The organism is Proteus columbae (assembly GCF_002777965.1).
Taxonomy (GTDB): Bacteria; Pseudomonadota; Gammaproteobacteria; order Enterobacterales; family Enterobacteriaceae; genus Proteus; species Proteus columbae.
This window is the reverse complement of sequence record NZ_NGVR01000009.1, coordinates 58,547-83,953: the sequence shown is the minus strand read 5'-3', so window position 1 is coordinate 83,953 and position 25,407 is coordinate 58,547. Positions and strand designations below refer to the sequence as shown.

Below are 25,407 nucleotides of genomic sequence, written 5' to 3'. Positions count from 1 at the left end.
TTGTATAAGATATAAATAGCATTATAGGCAAAACATTAAAAAATTAATTATGCGCAAAAAAAAAGAAAAAACCCGATATTTGATTAAAAAATATCGGGCTTTAATAAAAATGAATAATATAATTATTTGGCTTAATTTAATTAATAACTAAATAGCCTCTTCGTCTTGTTCGCCAGTACGAATACGAATAACGCGACTCACATCAAAGACAAAAATCTTACCATCTCCAATTTTACCTGTTTGTGCCGTTGTCATAATTGTATCTACACAGGTTTCAACAATTTCATCAGAGACAACTATTTCAATCTTCACTTTAGGTAAAAAATCGACCATGTATTCAGCACCGCGGTAAAGCTCAGTATGCCCTTTTTGGCGACCAAAGCCTTTCACTTCTGTTACTGTCATTCCCGTGATACCCACTTCGCCGAGCGCTTCTCTTACATCATCTAATTTAAACGGCTTAATTATCGCTTCAATTTTTTTCATCGTATTATCCTGCTATTACCAGTTGTGGCGACCAAAACCGCTTGTAATTGGGTATCTGCGATCTTTACCAAAATTACGACTTGTAATACGTGGCCCAACAGGGGCTTGACGTCGCTTGTATTCATTAATATCGACTAATTTTATCACTTTACGGACTGTTGCTTCATCAAATCCGGCTGCAACTAAATCAGATACAGATTTATCTTGCTCAACATAACCTTCAAGAATAGCATCCAGAATATCATAAGGAGGTAAATTATCTTGGTCTGTTTGTCCCGGTGCAAGTTCTGCTGATGGTGGTCTATCAATAACGCGTTGAGGAATAGCAGGGGAAAGTGTATTACGATATTTAGAAAGCTCGAAAACTAACGTTTTAGGTACATCTTTTAGCACATCAAAACCACCCGCCATATCACCATACAGTGTGGAATATCCCACTGCTGATTCACTTTTATTGCTAGTGGTTAACACTAAACGACGGCGTTTATTCGACATTGCCATCAAAATAACAGCGCGACAACGGGCTTGTAGATTTTCTTCTGTGGTATCAGCGGCAGTATCTTTAAACATAGGCGCAAGCTGAGCCATAAAAGCATCAAACATGGGTTCAATAGAAACCGTATCAAACTCAACACCTAATAAATCGGCTTGTTCTTTCGCGTCATGAATACTCATTTCTGAAGTATAACGAAATGGCATCATAACAGCCTGAACACTCTCTTTGCCTAAAGCATCAGCTGCAATAGCAACTGTTAATCCAGAGTCAATACCACCAGATAACCCTAGAATTGCTCCTTTAAAGCCATTTTTAATTACGTAATCACGCGTTGCAAGCACTAACGCTTGGTAAACTTGCGCTAAAGGTGAAAGTTCTGGAGCAGGATCTGCCATCGGAATAATATTCAATTCGTCGAATTCAACGATGGTGGTTTGTTCATCAAATGCAACTAAACGATGCGTAATAGCACCGCGTTCATCAAATACTTTTGAACAACCATCAAATACCAACTCATCTTGACCACCAATTTGGTTAAGGTAAATCACAGGAAGATGTGTTCTTTGGCAATGTTCTTTAATTAGCTGTGTACGAACATGGGGTTTTTCACGGTTATAAGGTGATGCATTAATAGATAGAACGAGATCAGCACCCGCTTGTTTTAATGCATCGATAGGTTCATTGATCCAGATATCTTCACAAATTAACAAACCTAGGTGATAACCTTTAAATGGCACCACACAACGCTCATTTCCTTGTTGGAAATAACGCTTCTCATCAAACACACCATAATTAGGTAATTGCTGTTTGAAATAACGCGCTTGTAATTCACCTTTATAGAAAAATGAAAGTGCGTTGTAAATTTTGCCGTTTTGCCACCAAGGATGTCCAACAACAATCGCCGTTTTTTTACTTGCTTGTTCTAAACGCGTAAGTTGTGTTTCACAACGCTGTTGGAAATCAGGACGAAATAGCAGATCTTCAGGAGAGTAACCGCATAAAGCCAACTCAGAGAACATAACCAAATCGGTATCTTCTTGTGCTTTAACGGTAGATAACATGCGTTCGCAGTTACCTTCAATATCGCCAACAACCCAATTAAGTTGAGCCATGGTGAGTTTTAGTTTACGACTCATAAAAATTAGTCTCTCCGCTATCTTCCGCATAAAAGGAAAGTTAGTTTAAAAATATATTCGTTATCTGAAAAGGTTATTCTTTAAAATCATTCGCATCTAGCTCATGACGAGATAACAATTTATAAAACTCAGTTCGATTGCGCCCAGCCATACGTGCAGCTTGAGTCACATTGCCTTTTGTCATTTGTAAAAGCTTTCTCAAATAGGTCATCTCAAAATGTCCTCTCGCTTCTGCAAATGTGGGCAGTGCCGTATTTTCACCTTGTAATGCCTGTGTTACAAGCGCTTCACTGATCACCGGTGCGGTTGTTAACGCAACACATTGCTCAATAACGTTAACCAATTGACGAACATTACCCGGCCAACTTGCTGTCATTAAGCATTTCATCGCATCAGTTGAAAAGCTTCGAACAAAAGGTTTATGGCGTTTAGCCGACTCTCTTAATAAGTGATTAGCAAGAATAGGAATGTCTTCAGCTCTCTCACTTAATGTCGGAATACGTAAGTTAACCACATTTAAACGATAGAACAGATCTTCACGAAATTCATTACGTTCCATCGCTTTAGGTAAATCACGATGCGTTGCAGAAAGAATTCGTACATCAATATCAATATCGCGATTACTGCCTAATGGGCGAACTTTTCGCTCTTGTAAAACACGTAATAACTTAACTTGCAATGCCATTGGCATATCGCCAATTTCATCTAAAAATAATGTGCCACCTTCTGCTGCCTGAAATAGACCTTCACGGCTACTCACCGCTCCTGTAAAAGCGCCTTTCGCATGACCAAATAATTCAGACTCTAAAAGTTGCTCAGGTAAAGCACCACAGTTAATGGCAATAAAAGGTTTTTTCGCTCTAGGGCTTGCGCGATGAATTGCTTGAGCAAGGACTTCTTTACCCGTACCACTTTGACCATTAATAAGTACACTGACATCGGATTGGGCGACTAGCTTTGCTTGCTCTAATAAACGTAGCATTTGCGGGCTACGTGTCACGATATCTTTTGACCACTCTTCATCTGACACAATAGTCACAAGCTCAAGTGCTTCATCAATCGCTTTATAAAGTGCGTCTCTATCAACAGGTTTGGTTAAAAAGCTAAATACGCCTTGCTGCGTTGCGGCCACTGCATCAGGAATAGAGCCATGAGCCGTAAGAATGATAACCGGCATGCCCGGTTGCTGGCGTTGTATTTCAGCAAACAGCGCCATACCATCCATTTCATCCATTCGGAGATCACTAATAACAAGGTCTATTTTTTCTTTTAAGAGAAGTTTTAGTGCTTCTTGTCCACTTTCAGCGGTGAAGATATGAAAACCTTCACTTGTTAATCGCATACCAAGTAACTTTAATAACCCAGGATCGTCATCGACAAGTAAAAGATTTGCTGATTTATGGCCAGCCATGCACATTCTCCTTATTTAGAACCTGCTTCAGTCGGTGTTGAGCTTTGTGTATCAGTATCAGTTTTGACAGGGTCTTGTTTTACCGCCTCAGCTTTCGTAGATTCTGGTTTTGAAGGCTCTGGTTTAACCGCTGTTGCAGGAGGTTGTTTTTCCTCACCCTTTGGCTTTTCTGTTATCGATTGCGTCGAAACGGGTTTTTCAGTCGTTTTTTCAACCGCTGGTTTTTCAGCAGCAGGTTTCTCTGCATTCACTTTTTCTGTTTCCGTAGATGTTGCTGTTGCGCTTTCGGCTAAATCTTCATTTTGCGATAGCGAATCAACAGAGCCACTCTGTTTTCTATTCGATAACTGCCGTTCAATCTGGGTTAGGCTTTCAAGCTTTTTCAGGGTGACACTTAGTTCATGCTGTAATGCATTATTCTCTTTTCTTAGCATATCAATTCTATTATCTGTCTCTGTGGTTAAACGGCGATAACGATTCTTTTCTTCTGCTAAAGAGAGAATAAGTGTTTGGTTCTCAATCCATGTTGATAATAGAACTCGCATAGAACTCGGAAATTGTAATTTATAGCTTTCTAATAACACTAATTGTGTTCGACGATCGGCAATCGTCATTCCAGCACGCTCTAATAAAATACTTTTATAAAATGCATCATCCCAACCAGTGACGACAACACGGCTGGCTTGGCGTTGTGCTTCTGTCGTCATTATGCGGTTTGTACACTCAATGGCACGTAACCAATAAAGCGCGTTATTGATGCCTTCATCATAAAATGAGCTTAATGTTTTACATTCAGCCCAACGATAATCAATCGTTTTTTGTTTAACAACGGGGATTTCTGGCTCAGGCTCTTGTGTCTCAGTGAGCGACTTTGGTGTACACCCTGAAAGAACCAGAGGAAACATAATAAACAAGAAACACTGCTTCCAATTTAATGCGATTTTTCTAGTTGATGCAGGGGCCATAGATAACAATTCAATACCAAGCATCTTCTTATTTATTTTTTTATACTCATGATGAGGAGATGCTTGTTTTTGTGACCTGATTTGCATTATTTAATCTCAGAAAGTAGCGGTAATTCAATACGAAAACAGACATCAGCATAGTCAGAAGGAACAACACTTAACTCACCTTCCATTCTTTTGATACAGTCATGAGCAATGCTTAAACCTAAACCACTTCCTTTTACAGCCCCTTTGCGTAGCAAAGATCCTTGAAAAAAGGGTTCAAAAATCATTTTTTGTTCAGACTCAGGAATTGGTGTTCCTTTATTGGCTATATCAATAACTATTTTCTGTTCAACTTGATAACTAGAGATCCAGATATTACCTGATTCAGCACCATAGTGCACCGCATTCGAGTAGAGATTGTCGATAACTCGTGATAATAGCGTCGCTTCTGCTCGACATGTGGTTAGATTAAGTGAAATTATCGTTTTAATATCTTTTGCTCTCGCGGGTAAACTGTGGGCTAATACCACATCATTTACTAAATCAGTCAAGTTAATTTCTTCAATTTGTTGAGGAACTTCAGAAAGTTTACGATTGTAATCAAGCAGTTGTTCAATTAACAACTGTAACTGCTTACTACTATTATCGAGAATTGAAACAACTTCTTTTTGATCAAGAGTTAAAGGACCCGCAACTTCATCAGCCAATAATTCCGTACCTTCTCGCATACTAGCTAATGGTGTTTTTAACTCATGAGAGATATGACGCAAAAATTCATGTCGTTGTGATTCAAGCCATGCTAAACGCTCACTTAACCAAATAATACGTTGTGCTAATGAACGTAGTTCTCGTGGTCCTTGGAAAGTATCTAAATTATTATTGAGTGTTCGACCTTCACCTAATCGATTGATCATCTTTTCAATCCCTTTAACAGGACCAATAATCATTCGAGTAAATAATGCAATGAGGATCAAGCTAAAAACAAAAACGATAAGACTTTGCCAACCGAAATAGCGCCCTTTCTCAGCGATTGCCATTTGGAGTTGTTCACCACGACTAAAAATAATCTCTTTGGTTAATACAACAATACGGTTATTGGCATAAGAAAACTGCTCTAAAGCTTGTTGCATCTCTTTTGTGGGTTCACTGCTTTCACATTGGATCAATTTTAGTTTTTCAAGAGAAGTATTAAGTACATTAGCTTCTTTAGATGCCGAAAGAGGAATGATAGTTTGCTGCAATGTTGAGAAGAGTTTGGTGTATTGCTGGTAGCGCTGCTGATACATATCATCATCGGTTTTATCTCTTAAAACACAATATCGACGATAGTTTCCTTCCATTTCAATCGCTAGATTTCGCATCACTTCACTGCGTTCAGTATCTGCAAGTGCATTTTTATTAGTAATTGCAGCCTGATTACTTAATTGATCAAGACTTTGATAAGCCTGATAAGCAAGCACAAGTAAAGGTAATAGCACCATCCAAAATGCCATTATCACGAGCTGTCTTAAAGAACGAGGGAAAATACGCCACTTTTTCAATGAAATCATCTCAACACCTATTAGAGTAATGCGATGCTACATGACTTGATAACAAGAAAAAAGTCCGACATTGGGAAAATCAGGTAAGAGAACAAATACAAACGAGGAAATGCGACAGGCTCTAGAAGTGGGAGAGCGGAATATCTTATTGAGATATTCCGCTCGTCAATATTTCATCTCTTTTTTCTCTAAAAGAGAATGAAGGTGGTGCCTCACTCCACGTGTCGCCCTGTGTTTGATAAAGTCCGAAGACGAGTATCATGATGTTGGACGGTAGGCACCTTACTCTGGCGTCATTCCTGGCTTATGTGGTATGTTCCCACCCATATTGTGGACCGACATAAAAAGTTGAATGAGCAACTGATTTATATAATGCACAAGGCGTGCCAACTTTTAAAACAATCACTTAACAAACTGAAAATAAACAAAAAATAAAAACACCTCTCTGATATTTTATTTATAACTCTTTTTTATCTAGTTATAAAACAACCAAGCTGTCTCCATATCCAGACAGAGTTACCCTAAATTTAATAATTACTTATATTTCAATAGATTAAGTGTCGCCAAAAAGAGACATGCAAAATAGTTAATGTCGCTGTTTTTACACAATAAAAAATAATTCCTTTATTATCAATAAAATAAAGCCTCTAACAATGTAGAGGCTTTATGTCTTTATCTCTAAGATAATATTACATTTGATTAATCAAATTGTTTTCTTGCATTGCGGAATAAACGCATCCAAGGGCTGTCTTCACCCCAATTATCTGGATGCCAAGAGTTACTAACTGTTCTAAACACTCGTTCTGGGTGAGGCATCATAATGGTTGAGCGACCATCTTTTGTAGTGACAGCAGTGATCCCTTTTACAGAGCCATTAGGATTTAATGGATATTGTTCTGTAGGAGCACCGTAGTGATCCACAAAACGTAATCCTACTAAATTTTGAGCTTCTAGTTGTGCTAATTGTTCAGCATTACGGAATTCAGCAAAACCTTCACCATGAGAAACTGCGATAGGCATTTGTGAACCCACCATACCTTGCAGCAATAACGATGGGCTTTCTGTCACTTTCACTAAACTAAAGCGCGCTTCAAAACGCTCAGAACGGTTGCGAACAAAACGAGGCCACAAATCTGCACCCGGAATAAGTTCTGATAATGTTGACATCATTTGGCAACCATTACAGACCCCAAGGGATAAGGTATCTTGACGTTCGAAGAATTGAGCAAATTCATCGCGTAAGCGAGAATTAAATAAAATAGACTTCGCCCAACCTTCACCCGCGCCTAATACGTCACCATAAGAGAATCCACCACAAGCCACCAGCACATCAAAATCGCTGAGTGAACGTCGTGATGAATGCAAGTCACTCATATGAACGTCGATAGCATCAAAACCCGCTCTGTCAAAAGCTGCCGCCATTTCAACATGAGAGTTAACACCTTGCTCTCTTAATACCGCAATACGAGGACGACTTCCTGTTGCAATATAAGGTGCAGCGATATCTTCATTTGGATCAAAGGTTAACTTCACATTTAATCCCGGATCGTTGAGATCTTGTTTTGCTTGATGCTCTTCATCCGCACACTCTGGATTATCACGTAAGCGTTGCATTTGCCATGTTGTTTCTGCCCACCAAAGACGCAATGTGCTGCGTTTTTCATTGTAAACTTCCGTTTCACGACTTTGGATAATAATGGCGTCATTTTCTGTTGCTTGACCTAAATAGTGTAAACAATCTGATAAATCATATTCAGCAAATAATGCTTCGACAGCCTCTTGATGTTCAGCACGAATTTGGATCACACCACCGAGCTCTTCATTAAAGAGTCCGGCTAAAATATCTTCATCATAAGCACTGATATCAACGTGTAAGCCACAATGACCTGTAAATGCCATTTCTGCAAGCGTGACAAATAATCCACCATCAGAGCGATCGTGATAGGCCAGCAATTTGTCATCACTGACCAATTTTTGCATCACATTGAAGAACAGCTTTAACTGTTCAACATCACGAAGATCTGCCGCTTTTTGACCTAATTGACGATAAACTTGTGCTAGTGCCGTCGCGCCCAATGCGTTATGACCATTTCCTAAATCAATCAAATACAAGCGGTTTCCTGCTTGTGTTGATAATTCAGGAGTCACTGTTTTACGCACATCTTCAACACGAGAGAATGCCGTAATAACTAAAGATAATGGAGAAGTCACCTCTTTGGTTTTCCCCTCTTTATCTTGCCAACGTGTCTTCATTGACATCGAATCTTTACCCACAGGAATAGTAATGCCTAACTCTGGGCATAACTCTTCACCAATGGCTTTCACTGCATCATATAAACCCGCATCTTCACCAGGATGACCTGCTGCTGACATCCAGTTAGCCGAAAGCTTAATGCGATTAAGCGCTTCTACATCACAACCCGCCATATTTGTTAGCGCTTCACCGACAGCCATACGTGCAGATGCAGCAAAATCTAACAGTGCGATAGGTGCTCGTTCACCAATAGACATTGCTTCGCCATAATAGCTATCTAATGTTGCAGTGGTAACGGCGCAATTGGCAACAGGAATTTGCCAAGGCCCAACCATTTGATCACGCGCAACCATACCTGTTACCGTACGGTCACCAATGGTAATTAAAAAGGTTTTTTCAGCAACGGCAGGTAAATGAAGAACACGATAAACCGCATCTTTTAAATCGATATCTTTACGAGAGAGATACTCACCTTCTGTTTTAAGTGATTTTACATCACGCAACATTTTAGGCGCTTTACCTAATAATATGTCTAATGGCATATCAATCGGCTTATTATCAAAATGTGTATCATTGAGCACTAACTCACGCTCTTGCGTTGCTTCACCAATCACAGCATAAGGTGCTCTTTCACGCTGACATAACGCATCAAAAAGAGGCATTTTTTCAGGTGATACCGCCAATACATAACGCTCTTGAGATTCATTACACCAGATCTCAAGTGGGCTCATACCCGGTTCATCATTAAGAACATCACGTAATTCAAAACGACCACCACGGCCACCATCATTGACTAATTCAGGCATTGCATTAGAAAGACCACCTGCACCAACGTCATGAATAAATAAGATCGGGTTATCGTCACCTAATTGCCAACAACGGTCGATAACCTCTTGGCAACGGCGTTCCATTTCTGGGTTATCACGCTGAACAGAGGCAAAATCTAAATCTGCATCTGATTGACCAGATGTCATAGAAGAAGCCGCACCACCACCAAGACCGATGTTCATAGATGGTCCACCAAGTACAATCAACTTGGCACCCACTGTGATTTCACCTTTTTGTACGTGATCTTCACGAATATTACCAATCCCGCCAGCTAACATGATTGGTTTATGGTAACCGCGAATTTCAACACCATTGTGGCTATTTACTTGTTCTTCATAGGTTCTGAAATAACCTAATAATGCTGGACGACCGAACTCATTATTAAATGCCGCACCACCTAGTGGACCTTCAGTCATGATGTCTAATGCATTAACAATACGCTCTGGTTTGCCAAAATCTTCTTCCCAAGGCTGTTCAAATCCGGGAATACGTAAGTTAGAAACCGAAAATCCAACTAGACCCGCTTTAGGTTTTGCACCACGTCCAGTTGCGCCTTCATCTCGAATTTCACCGCCTGAGCCCGTTGCGGCACCCGGCCAAGGTGAAATTGCCGTTGGGTGGTTATGTGTTTCTACTTTCATCAAGATATGTACAGGTTCTTGATGATAGTGATAATGCCCTTTTTCTGCATCAGGATAAAAACGCCCCGCCACAGAGCCTTCCATTACTGCCGCATTATCTTTGTAAGCTGACATGACATAATCAGGCGTTTGCTCAAACGTATTTTTAATCATTTTAAATAATGATTTATCTTGAGCTTTACCATCTATTATCCAATCAGCATTAAATATTTTGTGACGACAGTGTTCAGAGTTAGCTTGTGCAAACATATAAAGCTCAACATCTGTTGGATTACGTTGTAAGCGCTTAAAAGCATCGACTAAGTAGTCAACTTCATCGTCTGCCAGCGCTAATCCCATTTCGATATTCGCTTTTACTAGTGCATCTTTGCCTTTTGCAAGAACATCAATAGTTTTCAGTGGTGCTGGAGTTTGCTCAGCAAAAAGTGCATTTACATCTTGATAATTTAGGAAGATGGTTTCCATCATTCGATCATGAATAAAACCATAAAGTTGTTGCCACTGAGTGTCTGTCATCGTACCGCACTCAATAAAGTAGGCGATACCACGTTCAATTCGGACAACCTTGGCTAAACCACAGTTATGTGCAATATCTGTCGCTTTAGAAGACCAAGGTGAAATTGTTCCCGGGCGAGGCGTAACAACTCGCATTTCCCCAACAGGCTCATGTTCTGTTAATGAAGGCCCATAATGCAGTAGTTGACGTAATTTAATTTGATCATCTTCAGATAACTGCCCTTCCACTTTCGCGAAATGGACAAATTCCGCGTATATACCTTGTACAGGAAGATCATTTTCCTGACATAGAGTGAGTAATTTATTAATACGAAATGCCGATAAAGCGGGGGAGCCACGCAGGATTTCCATAGTATTGAGTTCTCTCTTTTAGCAGCCAACCTGACCAATCATTCAGGGGAAACGCGCCTAGTATAATAGAATAACCGCTCAGACGAAACCGTTTGCGTGAACAAAATAACGGCATTTAACTTAGAGTGTTTTAATGATTAATTGGTGTAATCAAGTTGCGTCTTGCCAATATGTTAAGCAAAATGCTCGATTACTGGAAATTTATCCATGTTAAAATGACGATTTTACACACAACAATAAACAACGTTAACGAGAACCAACCTATTGAATAATATAAGGATAAACTATTTCGTTATCGTTATCATAGCGCTCTTTTCAGCGGCTATTATCGCGTTGAATATTACATGGCCAGATAGGCAAAAAGCGCAGATAAATAAGATTTTATCTCGTGGTGAGTTAAGAATTAGTACGATACCTTCACCATTGATAACGATGAACGATAAAAAGGACCCCGTAGGTTTCGATTATGAATTAGTGAAACGCTTTGCAGATTACCTAGGCGTGAAACTTGTCGTTAATATGCGGACAAATATCAACCAAATGTTTGATGATCTGGAGAATAATAAAGCTGACTTTATCGCCGCCGGATTACTTTATAATAAAGAGAGATTAGATACGACACGCAGTGGCCCTGCTTACTTTTCAGTTTCTCAACAGCTTATTTATCGTAAAGGGACATTAAGGCCACGTAGCTTTGATACGTTAGATGGGCGTCTTGTTGTCACTGCTGGCTCTGCTCATGCAAGTTTATTGCGAACATTAAAAGAGACGCAATATCCCGAGCTTGAATGGGAAGAATCAGATAATCAGACAACCTCACAACTGCTAGAAGCATTATCAGAAGGCAAAATAACCTATGTGTTAGCCGATTCTATCAGTGTTGCAGTACAACAACGCATTCATCCTAATGTTGCCGTAGGGTTTGAAGTCACTGAAAGCCGTCCGCTAACATGGTATCTGCCAGATGGTGAAGATAATAGCTTATATGCAGCGATGCTCGATTACTTTAATCAATTATCTCAAGAAGATGTGTTAGCAAGACTTGAAGAAAAGTATTTTGGTCATGTAGGTACATTTGATTACTTCGACACTATCTCTTTTATTACGGCGATAGATTCTATTTTGCCAAACTATCAACCACTTTTTGAAAAGTATGCAGATACTTTCGATTGGCGATTATTGGCAGCTATGGCATGGCAAGAATCACATTGGGATCCTCATGCCACATCACCGACTGGAGTTAGGGGATTGATGATGTTAACTCGCCCTACTGCATCGAGTATGGGTGTTACTGATAGGCTTGATCCCGAAGAGAGTGTTCGAGGAGGAGCGCAATATCTTAAGCATCTCCTCTCGCGCTTACCAGATTCTATTCCTGAAGATGAAAGAATTTGGTTTGCATTAGCAGCATATAATATGGGATTTGGTCATATGCTTGATGCCAGAAGGCTTACTGAGCAACAAAATGCCGATCCTGACAGTTGGCTAGATGTAAAATCAAGATTACCTCTACTTAGCCAAAAGAAATATTATGCAGACCTCCCTTATGGCTATGCTAGAGGCCATGAGGCCTATCGCTATGTTGAAAATATTCGACGATATCAACTTAGCCTTGTTGGCTACCTTCAAGCCAAAGAGAGCAAAAATAAAATATTATCTAAAGATAAAGAGAATGATAACGATGAAGAGCAAGAAAGATCATCATTGCCATTGACTCAAGATATGGCTTATCAATAATTTTTGTACTTAAAAACAGCCTATTAAACAACATAGCCTCTTTTATAGAGGCTTATTTATTTCATTTCTATTATTCAAAAATCACTCCAACCATTAAAGCAATCCCTAAATTAATGTTTTCTTAATATTAAAAATTGTTACATTTTATCATGTCATTTTTTACCCAAAATAGGGAAAATTCATGTGTTAAAAAATGTAACACTCATTAGCCAAAACACTCAGCCAATGAGTAAACTGTATTTAAAATAATCCAATTAGTCATTTTAAGACTATCAGAATAAGTGAAATATAAGAAAAAATTAACTTAAATACGTAGGAATTATCTCATCAGTTATTATTCATTTTATGATTATTATTTTTTGAGAAACTTTTTTCGTGATGAAAATTAACCTGAATGCGTCATTATTAACATATAACTTATTGAATTATATATATTACGATAATCTATAATTGATTTTATTAATTTTCCTAACCTAATGTTAATAACATTACTTTTCGTAAAGTTAAAACAATGTTAATTATATTGTCTATTAAATTTATCTGCCTGATAAACTTTTTCACCCATAAATTGAGTAATAAAAAGAATAAACCTACATAAAACTCTATTAATATGGAATAGGCAAGATTAAATATGAAAATTGAGGAAATCAACAAAACGTTATATCAAATAGAGCGCCTTTATTGATATCATATAAACCAGTCATTATTCGAAACAACTCGAAATATAATGCAAATCAATTTTTATATTCCGACATTAATATTATTTTTCTATAAATAATAATACGCACGATCTTCAAGGGATTATCTATAATGAAACTGAGTAAAATTGCTTTAGCTGCTGCTTTAGTATTTGGTATTAATTCTGTTGCAACTGCTGAAACTCCTGCTCCAAAAGTTGGTGCAACTAAAGGCGAAATTCAATTAAAAGGTGAAATTGTTAATTCAGCTTGTGGATTAGCAGCTTCTTCAAGTCCTGTTATTGTTGATTTCAGTGAAATCCCAACTTCTGCATTAGCAAATATGCAGAAAGCAGGTAACGTTAAAAAAGATATCGAATTACAAGACTGTGATACTACCGTAGCAAAAACAGCTACAGTTAGCTATACACCAAGCGTTGTTAATGCAACAAATAAAGACTTAGCATCTTTCGTATCTGGCTCAGCTTCTGGCGCTGGTATCGGCTTAATGGATGCTGGCAGCAAATCAGTAAAATGGAACACAGCAACAACACCAGTACAATTAGTTAATGGTGTTTCTAAGATCCCATTCGTTGCTTACGTTCAAGCTGAATCAGCAGACGCAACTGTAACTCCTGGTGAATTCCAAGCCGTTATCAACTTCCAAGTTGATTATCAGTAATCGTTTTATTTATTTAAATTAATTAAATAATTAATTACTGCATTAACGCAGGGGACTTCCTCTGCGTTAAATTTGATAAAACACTTCAACTTAATAAGAATAAAATAAAAAATAATAAAATAAATATTCATTATTTAATTACTTTTTATTTTATTAATAATTAGGCGTTTATTCATGTTAATTTCTTTTTTTCACAGCACAATATGGAAAAACATTTGTGCCATTTTGCTATTGTGCTTAGCGTTTTTCGCTCAAGCCGAGCAAGATGATTCTGTGGAATTTAACATTCATATGCTAGATGCCGAAGACAGAGATAATGTCGATTTATCTCGTTTTGCAACCTCTAATTACATTATTCCGGGTATGTACTACTTAGATATCCGTATAAATGGTCGTGACTTCCCTCGCCAAAACATTAATTATGTTGAAGTGAAGCCTAATTATTCCATCGCTTGTATTGACCCTACTCTTCTAAAAAAATTAACAATTAACGAAGAAAATCAAAAATTTATCGAAGAGATCTCGCCAGATTGTTTCGATATTAGTCAACTACCAGGTATCTCTATCAAAAACGATGGCGGTATTCTCGATATTGTTATGCCTCGTTCATTAATGAAATATGAAGATACGGATTGGACACCACCTGAATTGTGGGATGCAGGTGTATCTGGGTTATTAGTTGACTATACCTTAAACGGTATATCGACTCGCCCGAATAAAGGCAATAACAACAACTCATTGACAGGGTATGGGCAAGCTGGAATTAACCTTGGTGAATGGCGACTACGTGCTGAATATCAAGGAAATTATTCATCTGAATATTCATCAAATAATAGCTTTGATTGGAATCAGATTTACGCATATAAACCATTACCTAACCAAGCAGCAAAATTAACGCTTGGTGAAACTTATTTAAACTCTCAAATTTTTGATAGTTTCCGTTTTACAGGTGCAAATATACAAAGTGATGAAAGAATGTTGCCTCCTTCTTTGCAAGGTTATGCACCTGAAATTCATGGCATCGCAAACACTAACGCCAAAGTGACTGTAACGCAAAACGGTCGCCTAATTTATGAAACCACTGTACCTGCTGGTCCTTTTGCTATTAAACATTTACAAGATACAGTACAAGGTCAATTAAACGTCAGAGTCGAAGAGCAAAACGGTAAAGTAAACGAATTCCAAGTACAAACAGCCAATCTACCTTATATGACTCGCCCTGGCTCTGTGCGTTATAACACATCAATGGGTCAGTCATCGCTCAACAACCATAAAATGCAAGGCCCTGTTTTTTATCAAGGCGATTTTTCATGGGGTATGAACAACACATGGTCGCTGTATGGTGGGGTTTTGTTGACGGCTAAAGATTACAATGCATGGTCATTAGGTTTAGGTCACGATATGGGGCGTTTAGGTACGCTTTCAGGTGATATTACTCAGTCTTATAGCAAAACCTATGATAATGAAAATATCAACGGCATGTCATTCAAACTGAACTATGCTAAAACATTCGATGAGTACCATAGTACGATTACTTTTGCGGGTTACCGATTTTCAGAGAAAACATTCCGATCTTTTTCTCAATATATAGATGAGCGTTACAACGATATTAATAACAATGGTTATGAAAAAGAGATGTATACCATTACAGGTAACAAAACTTTTTGGGCTGATGATATTGAAAAATCGACAACACTTTATCTCTCTTATCGACACCAAAATTATTGGGATAAAAATACACAAGAGCAATATGGTGTTACGGTAAGTCGTAATTTTTCTATTATGGGTATAGAGCAAATTAATACTAACTTATCTGCATTCCGTACTCAGCATAAAGGAAATACCGATGACAGTATTTCTTTCAATATTTCAGTTCCATTAGGAAGTGGCAAGAGCATTGGTTATAGCTTGCAAAATAGTAACGGAAAAGTGAACCAAATGGCCTCTTATTCTGATAATAGCAATTATAATAATCTATGGCGTGTCCGTGCAGGTTTAAGCTCAGACAATAAAGCCAATACTGATGGTTATTATCAACACCGTTCGCAATATGCAGAAATTAACGCTAATGCAAGCTATCAACAAGATAATTATGTTGCACTAGGTGCAACAGTTAAAGGTGGATTTACTGCAACACGCCACGGTGCTGCATTACATAGCAGTAGCATGACATCAAGTACTGCTCGCATGATGGTTGATACTGATGGAGTTGCAGGCGTGCCATTTAATAATCAAAGCACAACGACAAATTTATTTGGTATTGGGGTATTAACTGACTTATCTAGTTATAACAATGTTGATGCACGTATTGATGTTGATAAAATGGATTCAGATATTGAAACACACAAAGCCATTACTTCTGCCACATTAACTGAAGGTGCTATTGGCTACTATAAATTCCCTGTTCGCCAAGGTGAGCGCCTAATGGCTATCTTACAAACTGTCGATCAAAAACACCCGCCATTTGGTGCCGAAATCACCAATAAAAACGGTGAAAATATGGGAATGGTGATGGAAGATGGTTTAGTCTATATCGCCGGTGTTAGCCTTAATGAATCATTAAACGTGATCTGGGGTGGTAAAACCCAATGTACGATTACAATTCCAGCCGCAATTAACGATCCACTAAAACGTGAATTGTTATTATGTCGGGGATTTTAATGAATAAAATGAATTACTAGAGATAATTGTATGAACTCATTCAACACACTCAAAACACTTTTTTGTAGCTCATTAATTGCACTCAGCATAGTGAGTACAACTCAAGCGGGCGTGTCATTAGATAGAACTCGCATTGTACTAATGGGCAACGAAAACTCAGCTAGTGTAAACCTAAAAAATACTAGCCCTGATATTCCTTTTTTAGCTCAATCGTGGGTTGAAAATGAACACGGACAAAAAATCGCTTCTCCTTTAGTGGCGTTACCACCTTTACAACGTCTTGATGGTGACCAAAAAGGCGTTGTCAGAATTACCAAAACAGCAGAAATTGGTCTTTTGCCACAAGATAGAGAATCACTGTTTTATTTAAATGTGCGTGAAATTCCACCAGCACCCAAACAAGCTAACGTGTTGCAAATGGCAATGCAGTCTCGTATTAAATTATTCTACCGCCCAACAGCTATTATTCCTGAAAAACCGGGCATTATTTGGCAAGATCAATTAGTGTTTACAAAACAAGGTAATCAATTTATTGCCGAAAATCCAACACCTTACTACATCACTATTATTGGGCTTTCTAATAAATTGAATGGTGAAGATAGCGATAAGTTAACCACTTTCCCTGGTTTAATGGTTGCGCCTAAATCATCATTGGAAATTCCAGTTAAAACCAGTAACGTCAATCAATTTTACATGATGTATGTAAATGACTACGGTGGGCATCCAGAATTAAAATTTGTTTGCCAACAAAATAGCTGTAAAGCTGCACCAAAAGAACAACAACCCAAATATTAATTAACTTGACGCCGGTAGGAATAAAATGAAATTAACAACAGCAAATTTTTATTTCAATACGCTAAAATTACTTTTTACTGGCGCAATGTTATGTACTCCAGTTGTTGCATCTGCTTATATTCATGGTGAAGTTCGCACTGTTGGAGGCCCTAATATTTTTAGAGTAGATTTAGATACCACCATGTTTCCTCGTAATCGAGCAGGTGAAACAGCTACCGTAAACTTTGCTTTAAATAGCCTTTATGTTGCAACCGTTTTTTGTCCTAAAGATCCTTTAGTTCCTCAATCAAGAACCTATTTCAAAGCGACCTCTGATCTTCGTTATGTAGGGCGCAATTTTTATGAACTCAATGAGTATGTCGATGTACAAATTAAGTTCTCTATTTGGGGGCCTGACTCTCTCCCTGCTGTACCTTTTATAGAAAAACCTAACCATGTCAATTGGCAACAAGGATGTAGCGTACCTCAATCACCTAAACCTAATATGTATTCAGGGGGAAGTGGTGTTTTGGTTTTTAGACTCAAAAAACCGATTGTGAATGGTGTATCCTTAACTGGGTACTCTGTCGCGCAAATGTATGCACGCGTAGGTAATGGCTTATATCAAGAATATGGTCCTGAGCCAATTTCAAAATTAGTGATTAGTTCCGGAATATTAACCACGGAAGATAGATGTACATTTAATAATGGCTCTCCAATTACCTTTGATTTTGGCAATGTCGGTAATACTTCAGACTATTTAAATGGTCAAAACTACAAGATCACGCGCAATATTCCAATCAAGTGTGAAGGTGGTAGCTTTACTAATCCTAACAGTCGAATTATGTTTAAAATTCAAACTGGAAGCTCAGGTATCGCTAGTTTTAACCCTAATTATCTTGGCACAACAGGATCTGTTGATAGAACAAATCTAGGTATTGTTTTAAGAGACAAATCAGGAACGATTGTGCCACCTAATCAATATTTTTCTGTCGGAAAACTGAATAATTTTAAAGGAAACTGGGAAGTTACAGCAGCACCCATTGCAAAAACAGGTAGCAAAATTACAGAAGGTGAATTTTCAGCACATGCCACATTAGTTGCGGAGTTTATGTAATGGAAAACCCAATAACAAAATCTGCTATTTCTCTTTTATTATTACTTTCACCTTCAGCCTTTGCAGTGACAGAGCTTATTGGGGGCGATATGGAATTTAAAGGTGTTGTGGTTGCACATGGTTGTACCATTGTTGCTGGTGATGAAAATAAAGTAATCGATTTCAAGCAGATATCAGCAAAAGATCTCTATACTTTTCAAAAAAGTGAACCAGTTACTTTTAGTATTAGTTTAGAAAATTGCAGTCAGGATATTTATAAAAGCGTCACTATCACACTAGATGGGAAAGAGCATCCTACAATGCCCAATCACCTAGCTGTTGTCGGCACAGGATCTGAAGATCCTAAAAGTATTGGAATTGTATTTACAGATGTTCAACGCAATGTTATTCAATTAAAAAAGCCGAGCTCAACTCGACTTCTTAATAATAAACGTATTCAGTTTAATTTTATGACATATGTTGAGGCATCACCCTCTGCACTGAAAAATCAAACATTGCTAACTGGCCCATTCCAAGCACAAGCAACGTATACCCTTAATTATCAGTAAGCAGGAATTATTCTTTTATTGCTGGTTCAGTATTAATTATGACTGGACTGGTTTTCTGCTTTTTAAGTTGTTTCTTTTCAGCCCTTCTCATTTTAAAGAATTGGCTTAACAGCTGTGAACACTCTTCACCTAATACACCCGATGTTATCTCAACTTTATGATTCATTCCGGGATGCTGTAAAATATCAATAAATGAGCCGGCTGCACCTGTTTTTAAATCTGAAGCGCCATAAACCACACGTTTTACTCGACTATGCACAATCGCTCCTGCACACATCACACAAGGCTCTAGGGTAATATAAAGAGTTGCATCGAGTAGACGATAATTTTGTAAATGTTTTCCCCCTTTGCGTAATGCCATAATCTCTGCATGTGCAGTAGGGTCGTTATCGATAATTGAATGATTCCATCCTTTAGCAATGATTTTATTATCAACGACTAATACTGCGCCCACCGGTATTTCACCGATTTCTTGTGCTTTTTGCGCTTGCTCAATCGCTTTATGCATCCAATAAATATCATCTTTAATTTTATTCACAAGGATATCTCTTCATTATCATATAGCGGGACATTGTACTCTGTTTTATATTGATAACTAAAGAGATTATCTTGAATTGTTTATGACCAAGATAGCAAGATGAAACTTTAGTTTACGCGCGCTTCTGTAGCTAATTTGATAGCTAAAGCCCCTAAGATTGTTGCCATAAACCAACGTTGAACGAGTGCCCAACGAGGCCTTTGCATAAAGAACCCTGCAATAGAGCCAGCGGCAATAACAATCAATGCATTTACTGCGATGCTAATAATAATTTGAATACTACCTAACACTAATGATTGATTTAAAACGCTGCCATTTTGAATACTAATAAATTGAGGTAACAGTGATAAATACATTAATGCAATTTTAGGATTAAGCAGATTAGTGATAAACCCCATAACAAAGAGCTTTGTCGTATTACCTGAAAGTAATTTTTTAGGATGAAAGATAGAACGCCCACCGGGTTTAATAGATTGCCAAGCGATATAAAAAAGGTAAATAGCTCCACAAATTTTTAATGTATCGTAAGCATAAGGCACCGCCATAAAAATAGCTGTAATACCAAATGCAGCCAATAACATATAAAAAATATAGCCAACAGCTACACCGATTAGTGAAATAAATCCGGCTTTTTTCCCTTGAGAGATTGAGCGTGAAATCAGGTAAATCATATTAGGGCCCGGAGTTAGCACTAAACCCAAGGATAGAAGTGCAAACGTCCACATATTAAACAGTGTTGGCATAGAATACCCCTTTATGTTATTGCATTATTTAACATCAATAACAGAGTGTTAGGTGTGCGGGATACCACAAAATATGCCCATAATAAAAAATATTTTTTTATAGTCTATCTGATATTTTACGACTCATAAGATAAATGTTACTCTTGCGAGGTTTTTTACTCTGCAAAATATACACCTATTAAATAGGTAAAATAAAATCATTAACAATGCAGAAATTTAAGATAAGAATAAATACAATGACTAAATTGTATTAGTAATAATTATACATGTAACATATAAGTGCAAGATATAAGTTACTGAAATTTAATAATTTATATATTAAGTGACTGATATGGCTTTACTAATTACGAAGAAATGCATCAACTGCGATATGTGTGAACCAGAGTGTCCAAATGATGCTATTTCAATGGGGGATGAAATTTATGAAATTAATCCTGATCTTTGCACTGAATGTGTAGGACATTACGATAAACCAACTTGCCAATCGGTTTGTCCGATTACTAACACGATCATCACTGATCCTACTCATACTGAATCTCAAGATGAATTATGGGAAAAATTTGTGTTGATCCACCATGCAGATAAAATCTAAACCTTAATCAATGATTTTGTGGGTGATAAATCTAAGAGAGTTATTTTTCTAAAATAACTGTCGCACAAGCATAACGCTGCTCATCAGCAAGTGTTACGTGAATAGAGTTTATCCCCGCTTTCTCTGCCATCTCTTTGGCAACCGCTAAAAAGTGCAGCGTAGGTTTGCCTAATTCATCATTACGCACTTCAAAATGATTAAAAGCCAATCCTAAACGAATGCCTGTTCCTAATGCTTTTGCCGCAGCCTCTTTTACTGCAAACCGCTTAGCTAAAAAACGTATTGGCTGTTTATGGGATTGATAGATTTCCCATTCTGTATCGGTAAGAATGCGACGAGCAAGGCGTTCACCAGAACGCCCTATAATATCTTCGATACGTGATATCTCGACGATATCCATACCTAAGCCAACAATAGCCATTAGCGACGCGCTTCTCGCATTAAGCGTTTCATTTCTTCAACTGCTGGTGCTAAGCCACTAAATACTGCTCTACCAATAATCGCATGACCAATATTCAGTTCATAAAGTTCAGGTAATGCGGCAATACGTTGCACGTTATGGTAATGCAAGCCATGTCCCGCATTCACTTTTAAGCCTTTAGATGCGGCATAAGTCACTGCATCACGAATACGTACGAACTCTTTTTCTTGAGCCATTACATCTTCAGCATCAGCATAAGCACCTGTGTGGATCTCAATAAAAGGCGCACCAACACGGTCAGCTGCGTTTATTTGCTCATGGTCAGGGTCAATAAACAAAGAAACTTTGATACCCGCTAAAGATAATCGTTTTATTGCATCAGCAACTTTTGCTTCATTGCCAACAACGTCTAAACCACCTTCTGTTGTCACTTCTTGGCGTTTTTCAGGTACTAAACAGCAAAAATCAGGCTGAGTTTGACAAGCTATCTCAATCATCTCTTCAGTGACTGCCATTTCCAGATTTAATCTTGTCTGAACCGTTTGACTTATCAGCATTAAATCGCGATCAGTGATATGACGTCTATCTTCACGTAAATGGATAGTAATGCCATCAGCACCAGCTTGTTCTGCAATAAAAGCCGCTTGGACAGGATCGGGATACGTTGTGCCACGGGCATTACGAAGGGTGGCGATATGGTCAATATTAACGCCAAGTAGAATATCAGACATGCTCTTCTCCTGAAAAATAACGTTGCATTACCTTAGTTTACACATTCCATAGAGAAGAAAAAGACAATATTACTGTTCTGCCATCAATGCTCTTTTCTTTGGAGATTTTTTAATGGCAAATTGTCTAAAAAGTTCTCTACTTTTTAATGGTTTTCCACCTAAATAGGGTTTCAATGCCATTCGAGTAAACCTTTTCGCCGCTTTTAATGTTTCAATAGTAGGAAATTCGCGACTGGCTAAGGATTTTAATTCAAATCCCGTAAAACTATTATGATCAACCACTAAACTCGCAATAAAACCTTTTTCTTCTCGATAACGATAAGTCATCGAATCTGAAACAGGCTCTCCACTTCCTGCACAATGCAGAAAATCTAAACCGTACCCAAGTTGTGTTAATAACGCGAGTTCAAAGCGTCTTAGTGCGGCTTCAGGTGTGGTATCGCTGGCAGCAAGAATTTGCAAACAGGAGAGGTATTCAAAAAAAAGTACACTATAAGACGTACCATTTTCTAAAACGCGAGATAATAACTCATTAAGATACAAGCCACTGTATAGTACAGAGCCTGTCAGTGGTAGTGCTAAAGAAATGGGTTCAGCATCACGAAGTGTTTTAACTTCTCCTCGCCCACTCCAACGAATGAGCAAAGGAGTAAAAGGTTGAAGTGCCCCTTTTAAGGGTGAACGACGGCCTCGCGCACCTTTTGACAATATGCGTACTCGCCCTTCATTTTCAGTGAAAAAATCGAGTAATAAACTCGTTTCACTGTAAGGTCGAGCATGGATAACGAATGCACGTTGCCAGCCATCCACTTCAGCTACCTACTTTAAATCGTCCACATAGCCAAGGCTACGTAAAGCACGTTCATCATCAGCCCAGCCCGCTTTGACTTTCACCCAAAGTTCTAAGTGAACTTTGTTTTCAAATAAGTCTTCCATATCCATACGGGCTTCAGTACCAATTTTCTTGATTTTCGCACCTTTATTACCAATAACCATTTTCTTCTGGCCTTCACGCTCAACCAGAATTAATCCGTGGATGTCATAACCTCCACGCTCATTGGTAACGAATTGTTCAATTTCAACAGTGACAGAATAAGGTAATTCTTCACCTAAAAAGCGCATCAATTTTTCACGAATAATTTCTGATGCCATAAAACGCTGAGAGCGATCAGTAATATAATCTTCTGGGAAATGATGAGTCGCTTCAGGTAAACATTTACGTACGATTTTTGCTATCGTATCGATATTCATGTCTTTTTCAGCACTGATTGGTACAACATCAAGAAAATCCATTTGTTGGCTTAAAAAGCCAATGTGTGGAAGTAGCTTGGTTTTATCAGTCACGTTATCTACTTTATTAATTGCTAATAAAACAGGGCAACGTAATGATTTTAATTTATTTAACACCATTTCGTCGTCAGGCGTCCAGTTGGTACCTTCCACAACGAAAATAACCAATTCAACATCACCAATTGAACTGCTTGCTGCACGGTTCATCAGTCTGTTGATGGCTCGCTTTTCTTCGATATGCAAGCCCGGTGTATCCACATAAATCGCTTGGTAAGCACCATCTGTATCAATACCCATGATACGGTGACGCGTAGTTTGCGGTTTACGTGATGTAATAGAAACTTTCTGCCCCAGTAATTGGTTCAGTAGTGTTGATTTTCCCACATTTGGGCGACCGACTATCGCAATAAATCCGCAATAGGTTTGTTCTTCGCTCATTCAAGCTCCAGTTGTATTAATGCCTGTTCAGCAGCGGCCTGTTCAGCTTTACGACGGCTTGTACCCATCCCTTTGACAGGTTGTTCGATACCGCTTATCTGACAATGGATCGTAAACTCTTGATCATGGGCTTCGCCACGAACCTGTACCACAATATAAGAAGGTAATGGTAAATGACGGCCTTGCAGATACTCTTGCAAACGAGTTTTAGGATCTTTTTGCTTATCGCCCGGACTGATTTCAGCCAAACGATTCTCATACCAGTTTAAAATAATTTTTTCGATATTTTGAATATCACTATCGAGGAAAATCGCACCAATTAAAGCTTCCACCGTATCTGCTAAAATTGATTCGCGACGAAAGCCGCCGCTTTTTAATTCCCCAGGACCTAAACGTAAACATTCGCCTAGTTCAAATTCACGCGCTAATTCAGCGAGTGTATTTCCACGAACAAGTGTTGCTCTCATTCGGCTCATATCACCTTCATCAACACGAGGAAAGCGATGATAAAGTGCGTTAGCAATTACATAGCTTAGAATTGAATCACCTAAAAATTCTAAACGTTCATTATGTTTACTGCTGGCACTACGATGCGTTAAAGCCTGTAGTAATAATTCATTTTGCGTAAAAGTATAGCCCAGTTTTTTTTGTAACTGGTTTACTAATAAAGTATTCATGTGCGATCAATTTCCATAACTTAATTTGAAGCACACGCAACAAATCTGTTTAAGACAACGAGAAATTATCGGGTTGGATAACAGAACTGTTGCGTTTGCACTGGCTCCTGCCAATAACAGGAGCCAATCATATTTAAAGAAGCGACATATTCTACACTTAGATAAGAAGGAATGCTGTCGCTATTTTGTTAAAAATTATTTAATGCCACCGATACGGCTAAAACGAACGCCTGTTGGCCATTCATTCTCTACTTTTTCAAAGCTCATCCAGATTGTTGTCGCTTTACCTACTAAGTTTTTCTCTGGAACAAAGCCCCAGAAGCGACTATCAGAACTACCGTCTCGATTATCACCCATCATAAAGTAATGACCTTCAGGAACAATCCACGTACCGACAGGTAATCCGGGTTGAATAAACTCTGGCATCGTCATATCACCAGGTATTGTCATAATACGGTGAGAGACTTTATCAATAGTTTCTACTCTTTCTTCTTCACGTAATTGAGTTGCTGTTGAAATAGGCTCCTCAATTGGAATAGATTTCATACCATTAATACGCTGACCACCCGGTACATTTTGTAATAACAACGTCCATTCACTTGGGTAAGCAGTACCATAATTTACTGATATTTCTTCATTACAAATGGCTTTATCACAATTTGGATAGATATGAAGTTTTTTCGACATCATATCATAAACAATTTTATCGCCCGGTAATCCAATAACACGTTTAATAAAGTCAGTAGAAGGATCACGAGGATACTTAAATACGGCGATATCACCTCGTTTGGGCTTCCCTGTATTAATTAACGTGGTTTGTGTAATTGGATCTTTTAATCCATAAGCAAACTTTTCAACCAAGATAAAATCGCCAACCAACAAGGTTGGCATCATGGAGCGAGAAGGTATTTGAAACGGCTCATACACAAATGAACGCAGAACCAAAACAATAATCAAAACTGGGAATAAAGAGCCTAATGTCTCTGCCCAGCTTGGTTTATTAATTGATTTTGCTAACTCTTGCTGATCCTCGGTCCCTTGCGTCATCTCTTGAAGACGCTTTAGTTTTGCTTTTCGAGCTGGCTTGAGCTTAAAGCGTTCAATTCCCCAAAAAACTCCCGTTATTAGCGTTGCCAGCGTTAGGATCAAGGCAAACGTGTTAGCCATGTTT

Annotated in this window: 21 protein-coding genes; 7 read left to right on the top strand and 14 right to left on the bottom strand. The window is 38.2% G+C overall.

Annotated features, from left to right (window positions below; all coding sequences use genetic code 11):
- Positions 1-147: 147 nt before the first annotated feature.
- The 6 genes from glnB to purL form a co-directional block, all read right to left on the bottom strand.
- On the bottom strand, positions 148-486 hold the full coding sequence (gene glnB / locus CBE70_RS04460) for a nitrogen regulatory protein P-II (protein WP_023581614.1): 339 nt from the start codon (positions 484-486) through the stop codon (positions 148-150).
- A gap of 15 nt (positions 487-501) precedes the next feature.
- Positions 502-2,118 (bottom strand): NAD+ synthase, encoded by a 1,617-nt coding sequence (locus tag CBE70_RS04455; protein ID WP_100158392.1) that lies wholly within the window; start codon positions 2,116-2,118, stop codon positions 502-504.
- Between the two features lie 73 nt (positions 2,119-2,191).
- Complete coding sequence (gene glrR, locus CBE70_RS04450) at positions 2,192-3,529, bottom strand: two-component system response regulator GlrR (protein ID WP_023581612.1); 1,338 nt, start codon at positions 3,527-3,529, stop codon at positions 2,192-2,194.
- 11 nt (positions 3,530-3,540) lie between these two features.
- The gene (gene qseG / locus CBE70_RS04445; RefSeq protein WP_232797358.1) at positions 3,541-4,581 is read right to left on the bottom strand and encodes a two-component system QseEF-associated lipoprotein QseG; all 1,041 of its coding nucleotides are present in this window, start codon (positions 4,579-4,581) and stop codon (positions 3,541-3,543) included.
- Complete coding sequence (locus tag CBE70_RS04440) at positions 4,581-6,029, bottom strand: sensor histidine kinase (RefSeq protein ID WP_100158391.1); 1,449 nt, start codon at positions 6,027-6,029, stop codon at positions 4,581-4,583. The genes qseG and CBE70_RS04440 overlap by 1 nt, the downstream gene beginning before the upstream one ends.
- A 690-nt stretch (positions 6,030-6,719) precedes the next feature.
- Positions 6,720-10,610 carry a phosphoribosylformylglycinamidine synthase gene (purL, locus tag CBE70_RS04435; protein ID WP_100158390.1) on the bottom strand — a complete coding sequence of 1,297 codons (3,891 nt, stop codon included), beginning with the start codon at positions 10,608-10,610 and terminating at the stop codon, positions 6,720-6,722.
- A gap of 264 nt (positions 10,611-10,874) precedes the next feature.
- Between purL and mltF the strand changes: the two genes are divergently transcribed.
- The 6 genes from mltF to CBE70_RS04405 all read left to right on the top strand — a co-directional run bounded on the left by mltF (position 10,875) and on the right by CBE70_RS04405 (position 18,806).
- Positions 10,875-12,347 carry a membrane-bound lytic murein transglycosylase MltF gene (gene mltF / locus CBE70_RS04430; protein ID WP_100158389.1) on the top strand — a complete coding sequence of 491 codons (1,473 nt, stop codon included), beginning with the start codon at positions 10,875-10,877 and terminating at the stop codon, positions 12,345-12,347.
- 810 nt (positions 12,348-13,157) lie between these two features.
- Complete coding sequence (locus tag CBE70_RS04425; RefSeq protein ID WP_075670446.1) at positions 13,158-13,706, top strand: fimbrial protein; 549 nt, start codon at positions 13,158-13,160, stop codon at positions 13,704-13,706.
- Between the two features lie 174 nt (positions 13,707-13,880).
- On the top strand, positions 13,881-16,367 hold the full coding sequence (locus tag CBE70_RS04420) for a fimbria/pilus outer membrane usher protein (RefSeq protein ID WP_100158388.1): 2,487 nt from the start codon (positions 13,881-13,883) through the stop codon (positions 16,365-16,367).
- A 30-nt stretch (positions 16,368-16,397) separates the two neighbouring features.
- A complete protein-coding gene (locus tag CBE70_RS04415) occupies positions 16,398-17,162 on the top strand; it encodes a fimbrial biogenesis chaperone (RefSeq protein WP_100158387.1) in 765 nt (254 codons plus the stop codon).
- Positions 17,163-17,187: 25 nt separating this feature from the next.
- Complete coding sequence (locus tag CBE70_RS04410) at positions 17,188-18,258, top strand: fimbrial protein (protein ID WP_100158386.1); 1,071 nt, start codon at positions 17,188-17,190, stop codon at positions 18,256-18,258.
- Positions 18,258-18,806 (top strand): fimbrial protein, encoded by a 549-nt coding sequence (locus tag CBE70_RS04405; RefSeq protein WP_100158385.1) that lies wholly within the window; start codon positions 18,258-18,260, stop codon positions 18,804-18,806. Before CBE70_RS04410 ends, CBE70_RS04405 begins: the two co-directional genes overlap by 1 nt.
- A 7-nt stretch (positions 18,807-18,813) precedes the next feature.
- Here CBE70_RS04405 and tadA read toward each other — a convergent pair whose 3' ends face one another.
- Together tadA and CBE70_RS04395 are read right to left on the bottom strand one after the other, a co-directional pair.
- Positions 18,814-19,344 (bottom strand): tRNA adenosine(34) deaminase TadA, encoded by a 531-nt coding sequence (gene tadA, locus CBE70_RS04400; RefSeq protein WP_100158384.1) that lies wholly within the window; start codon positions 19,342-19,344, stop codon positions 18,814-18,816.
- A 107-nt stretch (positions 19,345-19,451) separates the two neighbouring features.
- The gene (locus CBE70_RS04395) at positions 19,452-20,087 is read right to left on the bottom strand and encodes a LysE family translocator (protein WP_023581605.1); all 636 of its coding nucleotides are present in this window, start codon (positions 20,085-20,087) and stop codon (positions 19,452-19,454) included.
- Between the two features lie 331 nt (positions 20,088-20,418).
- On the opposite strand from CBE70_RS04395, the gene CBE70_RS04390 reads away from it, so the two are divergent.
- On the top strand, positions 20,419-20,679 hold the full coding sequence (locus CBE70_RS04390) for a YfhL family 4Fe-4S dicluster ferredoxin (RefSeq protein WP_069367827.1): 261 nt from the start codon (positions 20,419-20,421) through the stop codon (positions 20,677-20,679).
- 40 nt (positions 20,680-20,719) lie between these two features.
- Here CBE70_RS04390 and acpS read toward each other — a convergent pair whose 3' ends face one another.
- The 6 genes from acpS to lepB form a co-directional block, all read right to left on the bottom strand.
- Complete coding sequence (gene acpS, locus CBE70_RS04385; protein WP_069367826.1) at positions 20,720-21,100, bottom strand: holo-ACP synthase; 381 nt, start codon at positions 21,098-21,100, stop codon at positions 20,720-20,722.
- Positions 21,100-21,831 (bottom strand): pyridoxine 5'-phosphate synthase, encoded by a 732-nt coding sequence (gene pdxJ / locus CBE70_RS04380; RefSeq protein WP_100158383.1) that lies wholly within the window; start codon positions 21,829-21,831, stop codon positions 21,100-21,102. The genes acpS and pdxJ overlap by 1 nt, the downstream gene beginning before the upstream one ends.
- A gap of 69 nt (positions 21,832-21,900) precedes the next feature.
- Complete coding sequence (gene recO, locus CBE70_RS04375) at positions 21,901-22,641, bottom strand: DNA repair protein RecO (protein ID WP_100158382.1); 741 nt, start codon at positions 22,639-22,641, stop codon at positions 21,901-21,903.
- A gap of 9 nt (positions 22,642-22,650) precedes the next feature.
- Positions 22,651-23,559, bottom strand: a complete 909-nt coding sequence (era, locus tag CBE70_RS04370) for a GTPase Era (protein ID WP_023581601.1) — start codon at positions 23,557-23,559, stop codon at positions 22,651-22,653.
- On the bottom strand, positions 23,556-24,236 hold the full coding sequence (gene rnc, locus CBE70_RS04365; protein WP_069367822.1) for a ribonuclease III: 681 nt from the start codon (positions 24,234-24,236) through the stop codon (positions 23,556-23,558). The genes era and rnc overlap by 4 nt, the downstream gene beginning before the upstream one ends.
- 195 nt (positions 24,237-24,431) lie before the next feature.
- The gene (gene lepB / locus CBE70_RS04360) at positions 24,432-25,403 is read right to left on the bottom strand and encodes a signal peptidase I (protein WP_100158381.1); all 972 of its coding nucleotides are present in this window, start codon (positions 25,401-25,403) and stop codon (positions 24,432-24,434) included.
- Between the last annotated feature and the right edge of the window lie 4 nt (positions 25,404-25,407).